Source organism: Halomonas binhaiensis (assembly GCF_008329985.2).
GTDB classification, from domain to species: Bacteria; Pseudomonadota; Gammaproteobacteria; order Pseudomonadales; family Halomonadaceae; genus Halomonas; species Halomonas binhaiensis.
Genome location: NZ_CP038437.2, coordinates 4,057,119 through 4,071,588, shown reverse-complemented (window position 1 = coordinate 4,071,588; position 14,470 = coordinate 4,057,119). Strand labels below are relative to the sequence as shown.

Below are 14,470 nucleotides of genomic sequence, written 5' to 3'. Positions count from 1 at the left end.
CTTAACGAGAAGTGATCTCGTCAGCAGCGAAGAAGTAGGCCACTTCACGCTCGGCAGAAGCCGGAGAATCGGAGCCGTGAACAGCATTGGCATCGATGGAGGATGCAAAGTCGGCGCGAATGGTGCCGGCAGCGGCTTCCTGCGGGTTGGTGGCACCCATCAGCTCACGGTTCTTGGCGATGGCATTGTCACCTTCGAGAACCTGAACGACGACCGGGCCTGATGTCATGAAGGATACCAGATCGCCAAAGAAGGGGCGTTCCTTGTGCTCGGCGTAGAAGCCTTCGGCTTGTTCCTGGGACAGTTGGATCATCTTGGCAGCGACGATCTTCAGGTCAGCCTTTTCGAAGCGAGTGAGAATCTCGCCGATAACGTTCTTGGCGACAGCGTCAGGCTTGATGATGGACAGAGTGCGCTCGAGGGCCATGGGAAAGCTCCAGTTTTATGTTGAACAGACTTGTTCAGAGAGATAACGGCGCGCCGCTCTCGCTATGCGGGAGCGGCGCGACACTGCAATTTTGGGATGCGGCGTGGGGATTTCCCGCTTCGCCGAAGGCGGGCGCATTATAGCCTTAGTCAGAGGCATTGAACACTATCGAGACTTACTATCTTGAGCCCTTTATCTCAAGTCCCTTTGTCTCAAGGCCTCAAGTCCCTTTGTCTCAAGGTTTCAAACCTTGTTCCGAGTCTTCCAGTGCCTCGATAACCATTTGCCATCCCAGGGACTTTCCTGACCGGGTCAGACGCTGAAGCTTTCGCCGCAACCACACTGATCCTTGACGTTGGGGTTGTTGAAGCGGAAGAAGCGGTTGAGTCCTTCGTTGACATAGTCGACTTCGCTGCCATCGAGCATTTCGAGCGCATCTGGCGCGACAAAGACGCAAGCGCCATGATCTTCAAAAGCCACGTCATTGGCGTCGGCTTCGTCGGCAAAATCGAGAACGTAACTGTAGCCTGAACAACCGCTGGGCTTCACTGATACGCGCAGGCCCAGGCCATGGCCCCTTTCATCGAGGACACGGCGGATCTGGTCTGCAGCAGAAGGTGTGATAGTCAGTTGTGCCATGAAAACCTCACTGTGTAGCGCGTTCACGCAGGCCGATCAGGGCTTGGCGAAGTGCCTGGGCTGCGCGGTCGATATCGTCTTCGGTGGTGAAACGTCCAAAGCTCAAGCGCAGGGAAGATAGGGCCAGGCGTCGAGGAACGCCAATGCCACGGAGAACGTAGGATGGTTCCACGCTGGCGGAGTTGCACGCCGATCCTGTGGAAATGGCGATATCGCGAAGTGCCATCAGCAGCGACTCGCCATCTACACCATCGAATCCCAGATTGATGATATTGGGGACGGAAGTCTGAATGTCCGTATTGTGATGGATACCATCAAGTCCTGCCAGGGCATCCAGCAGCCGGTCACGCAGAGCAGTGATATGTGCCTGATCTGTCGGGCCTTCCCGTGAGGCAATGGCAAATGCCTCTCCCATGCCGACGATCTGGTGCGTCGCCAGCGTTCCTGAGCGCATGCCGCGCTCGTGGCCACCGCCATGAATCAGCGCTTCAATACGCATGTCAGGATCGCGCTTGACGAAGAGTGCGCCAATGCCTTTGGGGCCATAGAGCTTGTGTCCGGACAGGGACATCAGGTCGATACCCAGCTCGCGCACATTCAAGGCAATGCGGCCAGAGGCCTGGGCGGCGTCTACATGCAGCACTGCGCCATGTTCATGAGCCACCTTGGCCAGGGCGGCAATGTCATTGATCGTGCCGAGCTCGTTGTTGACGGCCATCAACGACACCAGGACGGTGTCCGGACGCATGGCAGAGGCCAGTTGTTCTGGGGTGATGCGGCCATCCTGTTGCGGTGTCAGCCATGTGACATCGAAGCCTTCCTTTTCTGCAGCCTTGGCCGAATCGATGACAGCCTTGTGCTCAATCAACGAAGTGACCATGTGCCGGCCGCGCTCACGGTTGGCGCGCAGATAGCCGAGGATGGCCAAGTTGTCGGACTCGGTTGCGCCGCTGGTCCAGACGATCTCTCGGGGGTCGGCCTGAATCAGGTCTGCTACCTGACGACGGGCGTTCTCCACGGCTTGCTCGGCTGTCCAGCCGGGCATATGGCTGCGTGACGCCGGATTGGCAAAGATGCCGTCCATCGTCAGGTGGCGGCTCATCACTTCCGCAACACGCGGGTCGACGGGAGTGGTGGCGGCATAATCGAGATAGGCAGGTGCTTTCATAGGCTCGCAGCAATCAGACTGTGTGGCATAAAGGTCAAGGAGCAGAAGCCAGGATACCGTTATCCACTTGTCGGTGGCGCTGGCGAACGGCAATGTCAGTCACATCCTGGCGCTTGGCCAATTCACCAAGCGTGACGTTATCGAGAAAGTCCTGGATGCGTTCGGACAGTTCGAACCATAAATGATGGGTCAGGCAGGTACTGCCTTGTTGGCAGTCGCTCTGGCCGCCGCAGCGTGTGCTATCGACAGACTCGTTGACGGCCTCGATAACCCGGGCCACGGAAATGGCGTCAGGAGACTCGGTCAACAGATAACCGCCACCAGGGCCACGCACGCTTTCCACCAGGCCGGCACGCCTCAGGCGGGCAAACAGCTGCTCCAGGTACGACAGCGATATCTGCTGACGGCAGGCGATGTCGGCAAGACAAATGGGGTCGCCATCATCATTGACCGCCATGTCGAGCATGGCAGTAACGGCGTAACGTCCCTTGGTGGTCAGGCGCATGAGGCAACACCTTGGCTGTCGTCACAACGTGGACAGCTTGGATGATCGGAAAGGGTATTATGAGAAAGACCGAGTGTAACGGTCAACCATTCTCCCGAGGTTCATCGCCATCGCTCAAGGTATCGGCGGTCTGCTTGCCTTTTTCTGCTGCCGATGGCTTGCTGCCTGCCTGCTTTTCAGATGGCTTCTGCTGTTCAGGCGCCTCTGGTGTTTGTGGAGCTTTGGCTGACGGCTGTGGTGTATCTGTCGATGCATCTCTGTCAGCGTTGGCTGGCGTCTGCGGGGCACCGCAGTCCAGGTCTTCCAGCATGTCGGCAAAATCTTCGTCGCGCAGTTCCGGCATCTGGCTGGAGCGATAGTTCTCATCGACCTTGCGCAGTGTCTGGCACATGGTGTTGATGCGCTCATCGACGGCATGCATGTGGTCGAGCATGGCTTGAATCGATTTTGCGACCGGATCGGGCATGTCCTGACTGATGCCGTAGGCATCGAAGCCGAACTTCTGGCACATGGCGGCGCGGCGTTCGGGGTCGACTTCCAGCGTCGGCTCGGTGTCCGGCTCGGCACGTTTGACGACCTTGCCAGGGATGCCTACCACTGTGGCGCCGGCCGGGACTTCCTTGGTCACCACGGCATTGGAACCAATCTTGGCACCGGTACCTACAGTGAAAGGACCCAGTATCTTGGCGCCGGCGCCGACGATAACGCCGTCTTCCAGGGTCGGGTGGCGCTTGCCCTTGTTCCAGCTGGTGCCGCCCAGAGTAACGCCTTGGTACAGGGTCACGTCATCACCGACTACCGTCGTTTCGCCAATCACCACACCCATACCGTGGTCAATGAAGAAGCGCCGGCCAATGGTGGCACCTGGATGAATCTCGATACCGGTCAGCCAACGCCCGATCGTCGACAGGGTGCGCGCCAGCCATTTGAGGTTGTGCTTCCACAGCGAATGGGACAGTCGATGCAGCATCAGTGCATGCAGCCCCGGATAGTTGGTCAGAACCTCGAGGAAATTGCGTGCCGCCGGATCCCTGGCAAATACGCTGTTAATGTCCTCGCGTAGGCGTTGAAACATGTGTGGCGGTCCTTGGGTCGCGGGGTATTTATAAGATTAGCCTTTCTATATGAGGCTTGTGGCGACCCTATTCAAGTTTTCATTTACTTGTGCGGCGCATCATCTTCCGCATCACAAGAAGAATTCCCTGTTCTGCCTCCCAGGGATTTCTGGCCGGTTGCCTTTTCAGTGGCACTGAGAATGCCGCGCAGGATGTTGAGTTCCATGCGCTCGGGGCGCGAGCGTAGGGTCATGCGTCGCAGGCGGGCCATCAACTGGCGTGGCGTGGCCGGATCATGAAAGCCAATGCCGACCAGGGTGCGCTCCAGGTGAGCGAAGTAGTGTTCGAGCTCTTCGTGGGTGGCCAGTGGTTGAGAGAGTTCTTCATCGCTCTGCTCTGGCGCTGCATCCGGCTGCTCTATCCAGCTCAGACGGCATTCATAGGCAAGCACCTGTACTGCCGCGGCCAGGTTCAAGGAGCTGAAGTCCGGGTTGGTCGGGATGTGCACGTGAGCGTGACAGCGCTGCAGTTCAGCGTTGGACAGGCCGCTGTCCTCACGACCGAAGACCAGGGCAATCCGAGCCTGTGGCTGGGCGAGCTCCTTGGGCAGTCGAGCGCCCAGTTCGCGCGGAGTGATCATTGGCCATGGCAGGGTGCGGGAGCGGGCACTGGCGCCGACGACCAGAGAGCAGTCGCTGACGGCGTCCTCCAGGCTATCGACGACGCGAGCCTGGTGCACCAGCGCATCGGCGCCGGAAGCACGCGATACGCTATCCGCGGTGACGACTTCACAGCGCGGGGAAACCAGGGCCAGGTCTGCGAGCCCCATGTTATGCATGGCGCGGGCGGTTCCGCCGATGTTGCCGGGGTGGCTGGTACCGATGAGAACGATACGGATTCGATCAAGCATGCTGGGCCCTGTGGTGCTGGGAAAACGATAAGGCCAAAAGTCTATCATGAGGTGCCACTTTGCGTGGCGTTAGTGACAAGCTTCTGCTAGGATTCGCGCCGAGTCCTTTTTGCCTCTTGTTCATGACACGGTATCGTCCTTGATACAGCGACGTTCCCGATAGCGACTCCGTTCTTTAACACCACCGACTCCAAAGGCCTGATCATGCATCCGATGGTCCAGTACGCCCTACGTGCAGCACGTAGTGCCGGCGAGCAGTTTTTGCGCATTCGCGAGCGAATCGAGAATGCCCATGAAGAACACAACCTCGATCGTCTTCTCGAGGACAGTGCCCGTAATGCAGAGGCGCTGATCGTTCGTCAGCTATCTCGTGGTTACCCCCAGCACGGCATCAGCGGCCGCTACACGCCTCATCGTTCCGGTGAAGATGAGGGGCGCGACATCCTGTGGCGTATTGAACCTTTCCATGGCTATTCCAATCTCAGCGTGGCTTCTCCTGAGTTTGCGATTTCCGTGGTGTGTCTGGTCAAGGGCCGGCCGGAGCATGCGGTGGTGATCTGTCCTTTCAGCGACGATGAGTACCTGGCCAGCCGTGGTCGTGGTGCCCAACTCAATGGCAAGCGTCTGCGAGTCACCAAGACTCACACCACCGGTGGCACGCGTCTGTCCATGAGCCTGCCTGAAAATCACCTGCGTTCCCGTTATCTGCCGACCTACATGACGTTGGTCCAGCAGCTTGGTCCGGTTGCGGATCAGCTCCAGTCCAGTGCCTGTGGTCTGCTTGATATCGCCCATGTGGCCGCTGGCCGGGCCGATGCCGTTTTCGTGCTTGGCATCGATGAGCAGGACCTGGATATCGGTACCCTGATCCTCAAGGAAGCTGGCGCCTTGATTGGTACGCCGGATGGTCGCCCCAGCGTAAGCGCCGATGGGCCGTTGATGGCAGCCAATCCGCGCTTGTTCAAGGCTCTGATCAAGACCCTTGCCCCTCATGTTGCGCACACCCCTGGGCGAGATGAGCAGGAGTGACGATAAGTTACTGATGAATTAAGTTACTGATGACATGAAAACCGCCCCGCAGCTTGGCTGCGGGGCGGTTTTTTATTTTCGGGCTATATATTGCCCTGGCTATTCGATCAGTCGACAGGCGGTTGCTGTGTAGGCTGAGCCATTTGTTTGCGCTGCGTCCAGCGCTGCTTGGCATACTTGCGCATGTTGGTGATGTTGTCCGTCTCATCGACGATATCCTGGCCCAGGATGGTTTCAAAGACGTCTTCCATGGTGACGATACCGACCCAGGTGCCCAGGTCATCGTAGACCACCGCCAGGTGTTGCCGTTCGCGCTGCATCATGATGAAGATGCCTTCGACACTGTCGTTGGCACTGATAGATGGCGCGGCGTGCATGACATCCTTCATGGTTGCCTGGTCGTCGGCATGGTAAGTGTCTGCCTTGTGCACGTAGCCCAGCGACTGTTCACCACCATCCATGACCGGAAAGCGGGTGAACGGCGAGCGCGACAGTTCCTGGTCGAACTCGGCGACCGTCATGGAGGGACGAACCGTGGCGCACACCGTGCGAGGTGTCATCACGCTGCTCACCTTGATTTCATGCAGGTTCAGAATATTGATGATAGTGCGGGCTTCATCGCGATCCAGCGCCTGCTCATCCAGTCCGATGCTTGCCAAGGCCTTGATCTCCCCGCGCATGTCCGTGTCATTGGCACTGTGCGTGATACGCCGGGTAATCAGTTCGGACAACCAGATGAAAGGCCGCAATATCCAGACCATGGGTACCAGAAAGGCTGGTAGCCAGTGCGACAGTTGGCGCCAGTAGGCGGCACCGATGGTCTTGGGAATGATTTCAGACAGTACCAGGATCAGCAGTGTCATCACGGCTGATGCGATACCCAGCCAGGCTTCACCGAAGACAACCGTTACCTGGGCCCCGACGCCGGTGGCACCGCCTGTGTGAGCAATGGTATTGAGCGTGAGTATGGCAGAAAGTGGTCTGTCGATGTCCTGCTTGAGAGCTGCAAGGCGCCGATGCAACCGCTCGTTACTGTCCTTGAGCTGGGCAATGTAGCTCGGGGTCAATGATAGCAGTGCGGCTTCGAGAACGGAGCACAGGAAGGATACGCCGATGGAGATGGTGGCAAATGCAGCCAGGAGTAACATGTAGCCTCTATAGGTGACCAAGGGATGATGCCGCTTGCGGCATCGCCGCTATCATCTGACAGCTGTGTGCTTCAAGGCAAGGGATATTGAGCGACCAGTGTGCAGCACCGAATACGGAAGAGCCCCGCTGCCGGGTAGGTAGCGGGGCTCTTTATTTTCCAGGACTGACTGTTTTCCAGAACTGACTGTTTTCCAGAGCTGATTGCTATTCAGAGCTGAGCGGCTGGCTTATGGCAGCTCTTCAGCCTCGGGATCTTCCTTCTTCTCCGCAATCAGGTCTTTACGCTGCAGATTGAGCTGAATCAGCAGTGCTGCGGCGACGTAGATGGAAGAGAATGTACCCAGGCCGATACCGACCAGCAGGGCAATGGAGAAGTTGTGGATCAGATCGCCACCGAGCAGGAACAGTGCCACCAGTACCAGCATGGTGGTGCCGGAGGTGGCAAGGGTCCGTGCCAGGGTCTGGTTGATCGCTTCATTGAAAATCTGCGGCATGTCATCGATGCGTGACTTGCGGATATTTTCACGGATGCGATCGTAGACCACGATGGTGTCGTTGAGTGAATAGCCGATCACCGCCAATACCGCCGCCAGCACGGTAAGGTCGAACTCGAGCTGGAACAGCGAGAAGACGCCGAGCACGACAATGACATCGTGACCCAGTGACAGCAGTGCGCCGAGGGCGAACTTGTACTGGAAGCGGAAGGCGACATAGAGAATGACGCCGCCCATGGCCAGCAACATGCCAAGGCCGCTCTGGTCGCGCAATTGGTCGCCGACCTGGGCACCAACGAACTCGGCACGTACCAGCTCTACCTGGGTGCCGTCCTGGGTCAGCAGACTGGTGACCTGCTGGCCGACACTGGCGTCAAAGGCTTGCTGCAGGCGGATCAGTACTTCATTGGCAGCACCGAAGGTCTGCACGGAAACATCCTGAAAACCACCGCCCTGCAATGCCTGGCGCACGCTGTCCAGGGTCGGAGCTGTAGCGTAATGCACTTCCACCAGAGTACCGCCAGTGAAGTCCAAGCCCAGTGCCAGGCCATTCACGGCCAGAGAGATGATCGAGATCAGCAGGGTCAGCGCCGAGAAGGCGTAAGCCAGTCGGCGACGGCCCATGAAGTCGATATTCAGGTTGGTGAGGTTTTTCATGTCCTCTCCCTGTAGTGATTACAATGGGCCATGGACTAGATCCAGATCTTCTTCAGTGGGCGGCCGCCATAGACCAGATTGACCATTCCACGGGTCACCAGAAGGGCAGTGAACATGGACGTCAGAATGCCCAGTGATAGGGTGACGGCGAAGCCCTTGACCGGCCCTGTGCCGATAGAGAACAGAATCACGGCGACCAGTAAGGTGGTCAGGTTGGCATCGATAATCGAGGTGAAAGCTTTCTCGTAGCCTGCATGAATGGCCTGCTGGACCGACATTCCACTACGCAGCTCTTCCCGTATCCGCTCGAATATCAAGACATTGGCGTCCACGGCCATGCCCAAGGTAAGGACGATGCCGGCAATGCCGGGCAATGTCAGGGTGGCCCCGAGCAGTGACATGGCGGCGACCAGCAGCGTCAGGTTGAAAGCCAGTGCAACGTTGGCAATCAGGCCGAAGGCCTTGTAGCGGATAAGCATGAACAGCACGACGAGCAACAGGCCGACCTGAACGGAAAGCAGACCACGCTCAATATTGTCGGCACCCAGGCTCGGGCCGATGGTGCGTTCCTGAACGAAGTAGATCGGTGCCGCCAGTGAGCCGGAACGCAGCAACAGGGACAGCTCGCCCGCTTCGGTCGGCGAATCCAGGCCGGTGATGCGGAAGCTGTTGCCCAGGGCGCTCTGAATCGTGGCCAGGCTGATGATGCCGCGCTCGGTATACGGTTCGCGCTCCACGACCTCCTTGCCATCCTTGATCACAGTACGATCATGCGTCTTGTGCTCGATGAACACCACGGCCATGTTGCGCCCGATATTGGTGCGGGTGGCGCGGTTCATCAGCGTGCCACCAGTACCGTCCAGGTTGATGTTGACCTGAGGGCGGCCATTTTCATCGAAACCACGGTTGGCGCTGGAAACACTGTCGCCGGAGATGATGACATCACGCATCAGGTCCGCACTGCGATTGGGCTCGTTGCGGAAGGACAGGGACTCGGTCTCGTTGTCTGGAGTGTCGGGGCGAGCCTCGAGGCGGAACTCCAGGTTGGCGGTGGCGCCCACGATACGCTTGGCCGCAGCAGTGTCCTGTACGCCCGGCAGCTCGACGACGATGCGATCAGGGCCCTGGCGCTGGACCAGCGGTTCGGCGACTCCCAGTTCGTTGACACGATTGCGCAGCGTAGTCAGGTTCTGGTTGATCGCATAATCCTGAATTTCCTTGATCGCGGCTTCGCTGATGGTCATGGACAGCCCAGCGCCACGCTCACGTTCGACATTCAGGTACTGGAAGTTGGGGAACTCGCGGCTGATCAACTGACGAGCAGTATCACGATCCTCGGCATCCATGAAGTCCATGGAAATGGTGTCGCCATCGACTTCGCTGTTGCGATAGCGAATGCGTTCCTTGCGCAGGCTCTCGCGCATGGCGCTGGCGTTGACTTCAAGGCGTTGCTTGACCGCGGCATCCATGTCGACTTCGAGCAGGAAGTGCACTCCGCCACGCAGGTCGAGACCAAGGGACATGGGCGAGGCGGACAATGAAGACAGCCAGTCGGGAGTGGATTCAGCCTGGTTGAGCGCCACGACATAATCCTCGCCAAGGCTCTGGCTGATCAGGTCTCGGGCATTGATCTGCTGGTCGGCCTTCCTGAGGCGAATGAGGAGACTGTTAGGCTCTTCCTCGACAGACTTGACCTCAATGTTGGCAGCAGAAAGGGCATCTTCGAGGCCCATTCGCTGGGACTCGTCGAGGGTCAGTTCGCCTCGGTCGCTGCTGATCTGAACGGCAGGGTCGGCAGGAAACAGATTGGGAAGGGAATAGACCAGGCCGACAAGAAGCACTACCAGGATCAGCAGGTACTTCCATAGGGGGTAACGATTGAGCATCGGGGCTTTGCCCTCAATTTGCTGACGAAAAGACGGCTAGGCCGACGCGAGGCAGCCGGGCTGGCCCCGCATCAACATGGGCAGACCCCACACCGTGTGCGGGGTCAGGCAGCCGATTAAATGGACTTGATGGTGCCCTTGGGCAGAACGGCGGCTACGGCGCTCTTCTGAACGGAAACTTCAGTACCTTCGGAAATTTCCATGGTCAGATAATCACCATCTTCGCTGACCTTGGTGATGCGACCCATGAGGCCACCACCGATGACGATCTCGTCACCCTTGGACAGGCTGGCGATCAGCTGCTTGTGCTGCTTGGCACGCTTGGCCTGAGGGCGCCACAGCAGGAAATAGAAAATCAGTACGAAGCCGACCAGCATCACAATCTGAGCAATGCCACCACCAGCAGCTGCGCCACCTTCTGCCATGGCCGGGGAGATAAAGAAATCCAGCATGTATGAAACTCTCCTGAAAGGATTCGTGGGTAAGTATGGATACGGCCGGCATATGCCGACCGTGGATCAATTCGGAGCAGGGGGTACCGGCAGCCCGCGCTGCGCGTAGAACCCTTCCACGAAGTCCGCCAATGTACCCGCTTCGATAGCACCGCGCAAACCGGCCATCACGCGCTGGTAATGACGCAGGTTGTGGATAGTGTTCAACATTGCCCCGAGCATCTCACCGCAACGGTCAAGATGGTGCAGGTAAGCGCGGGAGAAATGCTGACAAGTATGGCAGTCACAGTCCTCTTCGAGAGGACGAGTGTCATGGCGGTACTTGGCGTTGCGGATCTTGATGGTTCCCTCGAAGGTGAACAGATGGCCGTTACGCGCATTGCGGGTCGGCATCACGCAGTCGAACATGTCCACGCCACGGCGTACACCTTCCACCAGGTCTTCTGGCTTGCCGACTCCCATGAGGTAACGAGGCCTGTCCGCGGGCATCCACTCTGGCAGATAGTCGAGGACCTTGATCATTTCGTCCTTGGGCTCGCCTACTGATAATCCACCGATGGCATAGCCGTCGAAGCCGATGTCCTCGAGTCCCTTGAGGGACTGCTCGCGCAGGTCTGCATACATGCCGCCCTGGATGATACCGAACAGCGCTGAAGGTGAATCGGCGTGGGCGGTGCGCGAACGCTTGGCCCAGCGCAGGGACATCTCCATGGACTTGCGAGCTTCGTCGTGGGTCGCCGGGTAGGGCGTGCATTCGTCAAAGATCATGACGATGTCCGATCCCAGGGAGCGCTGTACGGCCATGGACTCCTCGGGCCCCATGAAGACCTTGGAGCCGTCGACGGGGGATCGGAAATGCACACCTTCCTCGGTGATCTTGCGCATTTCACCGAGGGAGAATACCTGAAAGCCACCGGAATCCGTGAGGATTGGCTTGTCCCACTGAGCGAAATCGTGCAGGTCGCCATGCTTCTCGATCACCTCTGTACCCGGGCGCAGCCATAGGTGAAAGGTGTTGCCAAGGATGATTTCGGCGCCAATTTCCTTGACGGAGTCTGGCGTCATGCCCTTGACCGTGCCGTAGGTGCCGACAGGCATGAAGGTCGGGGTTTCGATGGTGCCCCGAGGAAAAGTGATACGGCCCCTGCGTGCCCGGCCATCACTGGCCAGGTGTTCGAAGCTCATGAAACATTCTTTACGCATGATCTGAAGTTACTCCATGCCCGGGTCTGCGGGGGCTCAAGAACGGCTGGTCTGGCATCCAGAAACGGGAGTCAAAAACGTGGCGACGCGGGAGTCAGGAACATCGCATCGCCATAACTGAAGAAGGCATAACGCTGTTCTACTGCCTCCTTGTATGCCGTCATCACGGTATCGTAGCCGGAGAAGGACGACACCAGCATCAGCAGGGTCGATTCCGGCAGGTGGAAGTTGGTGATCAGTGCATCCACACAGCGCCACTGATAGCCCGGATAGATGAAGATATCGGTGTCGCCACTGTAGGGGGTGATATTCCCGCCGGCACTGGCAGTTTCCAGGCAGCGCACGCTGGTTGTGCCTACGGCGATCACCTTTTTGCCAGCCGCCCTGGCTTTGCGCACTTTGGCACAGGCTTCGTCGCCGACCTCAAGCCATTCGCTATGCATCTTGTGCTCGCGAATATCGTCGACGCGCACGGGCTGGAAGGTGCCTGCGCCCACATGCAAGGTGACGAAGGCGGATTCGATCCCCTTGGCCGCAAGACGTTCCAGCAGGGCTTCATCGAAATGCAAGCCGGCAGTGGGAGCTGCGACGGCACCATCACGGCGGGCATAGACGGTCTGATAGCGTTCGCGATCACTTCCTTCATCCGGGCGAGTGATATATGGCGGCAGCGGCATGTGGCCGTGACGCTCAAGCAGGGTGATCATCGGTGTATCACCCAGGAAACGCAGTTCAAACAGCGCGTCGTGGCGCCCTTCGACCACGGCTTGGATGCCGCCTTCGAAATGGAGTTCCGTGCCAGGTTTGGGTGACTTGCTGGAGCGCAGGTGCACGAGCCCACGATGGGCATCCAGCGGGCGTTCCAGCAGCATCTCGACCTTGCCTCCACTGGCCTTGTGGCCATGCAGGCGGGCGGGGATCACGCGAGTGTCATTGAACACCAGCAGATCGCCTTCTTCGAGAAGATCCACGAGATCAGGGAAGCGGCGATGGTCGAGGTGGCCGCTGGCGCCGTCGACGCACAGCAGACGACAGTCGCTGCGCTCATCGGACGGATAGCGGGCTATGAGCTCTTCAGGAAGCTCGAAGTGAAAATCGGAGCGCTGCATGGAGGTTCGCAAGTCGTTTTAACGATGGGGTAGAAAAGGTTGCGGCGCACAAGGATACCCTTTCCTGACCGCCGCGTCAGGATTTTCGGGGCCCTGAAGGCCCCGAAACACGCGGGATGGCGTCTCAGCAGGAAAAATGCAGGGCGCCCTCATCCGCAGGCGTTCACCACAACAAGGTAATCAATGCATAGGCCATCAAGGTGACGATCACTGTGCTCAGCAGGTTGAGTGCGAAGCCGGCGCGGATCATGGGCTGAATCTTCATGTGCCCAGTGGCAAACACGATGGCGTTGGGGGGCGTGGCCACGGGCATCATGAAGGCACAGCTGGCAGCTATGGCGGCAGGCACCGTGATCAGCATGATCGGAATATCCAGTGACAGGGCCAATGCGCCGAGCAGTGGCAGGAAAGCAGCCGCTGTCGCGGTATTGGACGTTACCTCGGTGAGGAAGATGATTACCAGCACCACACCAGTGATGACGGCTAGCAACGGCAAGGCGCCCAGCATCGATAGTTGATTGGCGATCCACTCTGCCAGTCCTGAACTGCTGATGGCGCTTGCCAGTGCCAGGCCACCCCCAAACAGCAGCAGAATGCCCCAGGGCAGTTTGACGGCATCTTCCCATACCATCAGCTTCTCGCCCTTGTTACGACCGCTGGGAATCAGGAACAGGGCCATGCCGGCCACGATGGCGATGGAAGTATCTGATAGCCAGGACAAACCTGTGCTGTTGAGCAACGGTCGCGCGATCCAGGCCGCTGCGGCGGCAAGAAACAGCATGGCCACACGGCGTTCGGCGCTGCTCATCGGTCCCATGTCGTGGAGCTGCCTGGAAATCATGTCATGCATGTTTCCGCCTTCATCATCTCCAATCACTAATTGGAAGTCGCGACGAGTCAGCCACCACCAGGCCGTCACCATCATCACCACGGCAATTGGCAGGCCCACCAGCATCCACTGGGCGAAGCCAAGGTCGATACCCTGCTCCTGGGCCAGGTAACCAGCCAGCAAAGCATTGGGCGGGGTGCCAATCAACGTGGCTACGCCGCCGATGCTGGCCGAGTAGGCGATACCCAGCAGCAAGGCAGTGGCAAAACGGCGGAGCTCAGCCGGATCGGAGCGCTCCATCAGGCTCAGTACGGAGATGCCGATGGGCAGCATCATGATGGCGGTTGCCGTGTTGGACACCCACATGCTCAGAAAGCCAGTGGCGATCATGAAGCCGGCCACCTGACGGCGTGGCTGACTTCCTACAGCCTGCAGCACATGCAGGGCAATACGTCGGTGCAGGCTCCAGGTCTGCATGGCGATGCCGAGCAGGAAGCCACCGAGAAACAGATAGATGATCGGGTTGGCAAAGGCCGCCGAGGCTGTCTTGATATCGGAAATGCCGAGGGCAGGTGCCAGCACGATGGGTAACAAAGAGGTGACGGGAATGGGAATCGCCTCAGTGGACCACCAGCAAGCCATCAGCAATGCCATGCCCACACAGTGCCAGGCGGCTGGCGCCATGCCCGTGGGGGCTGGAAGTAGCAGGGTGATGAGAAGAAACAGCGGACCAAGCACCAAGCCAATACGGCTGGCCACGGATGAGCTGGGTACAGCGTGATTACGAGAAGCTGCCATGGCGGTCTCCTGGGCAGGGGGCATCGATAGGTAGATCGAGCTGGTAGCTACTTGTTATGGGAATTTTCCTTGCTACGGGAATGTTCCAGCTTGCGCGGCATCTTAGCAGGCTTAACAAGAGATCGGTGAATGTCATAAAACCTCAGCAAATCCATTGACC

14 protein-coding genes are annotated in these 14,470 nt (G+C 58.5%); 1 reads left to right on the top strand and 13 read right to left on the bottom strand.

The window, feature by feature from the left end; genetic code table 11:
• Window position 1: 1 nt before the first annotated feature.
• From ndk to trmJ, 6 genes are all read right to left on the bottom strand, one after another.
• A complete protein-coding gene (gene ndk / locus E4T21_RS17840) occupies window positions 2-427 on the bottom strand; it encodes a nucleoside-diphosphate kinase (protein ID WP_149286315.1) in 426 nt (141 codons plus the stop codon).
• 312 nt (window positions 428-739) lie between these two features.
• Entirely contained in the window at window positions 740-1,066 is a 327-nt protein-coding gene (locus E4T21_RS17835; RefSeq protein WP_149286314.1) for a HesB/IscA family protein, read from the bottom strand.
• 7 nt (window positions 1,067-1,073) lie between these two features.
• A complete protein-coding gene (locus E4T21_RS17830; RefSeq protein ID WP_149286313.1) occupies window positions 1,074-2,234 on the bottom strand; it encodes an aminotransferase class V-fold PLP-dependent enzyme in 1,161 nt (386 codons plus the stop codon).
• 34 nt (window positions 2,235-2,268) lie between these two features.
• Complete coding sequence (locus E4T21_RS17825) at window positions 2,269-2,739, bottom strand: Rrf2 family transcriptional regulator (RefSeq protein WP_149286312.1); 471 nt, start codon at window positions 2,737-2,739, stop codon at window positions 2,269-2,271.
• A gap of 82 nt (window positions 2,740-2,821) precedes the next feature.
• Window positions 2,822-3,814, bottom strand: coding sequence for a serine O-acetyltransferase (gene cysE, locus E4T21_RS17820; protein WP_149286311.1), 993 nt, complete (start codon window positions 3,812-3,814; stop codon window positions 2,822-2,824).
• 83 nt (window positions 3,815-3,897) lie between these two features.
• Window positions 3,898-4,704 (bottom strand): tRNA (cytosine(32)/uridine(32)-2'-O)-methyltransferase TrmJ, encoded by an 807-nt coding sequence (gene trmJ / locus E4T21_RS17815; RefSeq protein WP_149286310.1) that lies wholly within the window; start codon window positions 4,702-4,704, stop codon window positions 3,898-3,900.
• 204 nt (window positions 4,705-4,908) lie between these two features.
• Between trmJ and E4T21_RS17810 the strand changes: the two genes are divergently transcribed.
• Window positions 4,909-5,733: an inositol monophosphatase family protein gene (locus E4T21_RS17810; protein ID WP_149286309.1), complete on the top strand. Its 825-nt coding sequence runs from the start codon at window positions 4,909-4,911 to the stop codon at window positions 5,731-5,733.
• Window positions 5,734-5,840: 107 nt separating this feature from the next.
• On the opposite strand, the gene E4T21_RS17805 is transcribed toward E4T21_RS17810, so the two are convergent.
• The 7 genes from E4T21_RS17805 to E4T21_RS17775 form a co-directional block, all read right to left on the bottom strand.
• Window positions 5,841-6,881, bottom strand: coding sequence for a CNNM domain-containing protein (locus tag E4T21_RS17805; protein WP_149286308.1), 1,041 nt, complete (start codon window positions 6,879-6,881; stop codon window positions 5,841-5,843).
• Between the two features lie 228 nt (window positions 6,882-7,109).
• Window positions 7,110-8,033 carry a protein translocase subunit SecF gene (secF, locus tag E4T21_RS17800; protein ID WP_149286307.1) on the bottom strand — a complete coding sequence of 308 codons (924 nt, stop codon included), beginning with the start codon at window positions 8,031-8,033 and terminating at the stop codon, window positions 7,110-7,112.
• A gap of 35 nt (window positions 8,034-8,068) precedes the next feature.
• Window positions 8,069-9,919, bottom strand: a complete 1,851-nt coding sequence (gene secD / locus E4T21_RS17795; RefSeq protein WP_149286306.1) for a protein translocase subunit SecD — start codon at window positions 9,917-9,919, stop codon at window positions 8,069-8,071.
• Window positions 9,920-10,035: 116 nt separating this feature from the next.
• Window positions 10,036-10,371, bottom strand: a complete 336-nt coding sequence (gene yajC, locus E4T21_RS17790) for a preprotein translocase subunit YajC (protein WP_149286305.1) — start codon at window positions 10,369-10,371, stop codon at window positions 10,036-10,038.
• Window positions 10,372-10,437: 66 nt separating this feature from the next.
• The gene (tgt, locus tag E4T21_RS17785) at window positions 10,438-11,556 is read right to left on the bottom strand and encodes a tRNA guanosine(34) transglycosylase Tgt (protein WP_187775035.1); all 1,119 of its coding nucleotides are present in this window, start codon (window positions 11,554-11,556) and stop codon (window positions 10,438-10,440) included.
• Window positions 11,557-11,645: 89 nt separating this feature from the next.
• Window positions 11,646-12,683 carry a tRNA preQ1(34) S-adenosylmethionine ribosyltransferase-isomerase QueA gene (gene queA, locus E4T21_RS17780; protein WP_149286303.1) on the bottom strand — a complete coding sequence of 346 codons (1,038 nt, stop codon included), beginning with the start codon at window positions 12,681-12,683 and terminating at the stop codon, window positions 11,646-11,648.
• 163 nt (window positions 12,684-12,846) lie between these two features.
• Entirely contained in the window at window positions 12,847-14,310 is a 1,464-nt protein-coding gene (locus E4T21_RS17775) for an SLC13 family permease (RefSeq protein WP_149286302.1), read from the bottom strand.
• Window positions 14,311-14,470: the final 160 nt, after the last annotated feature.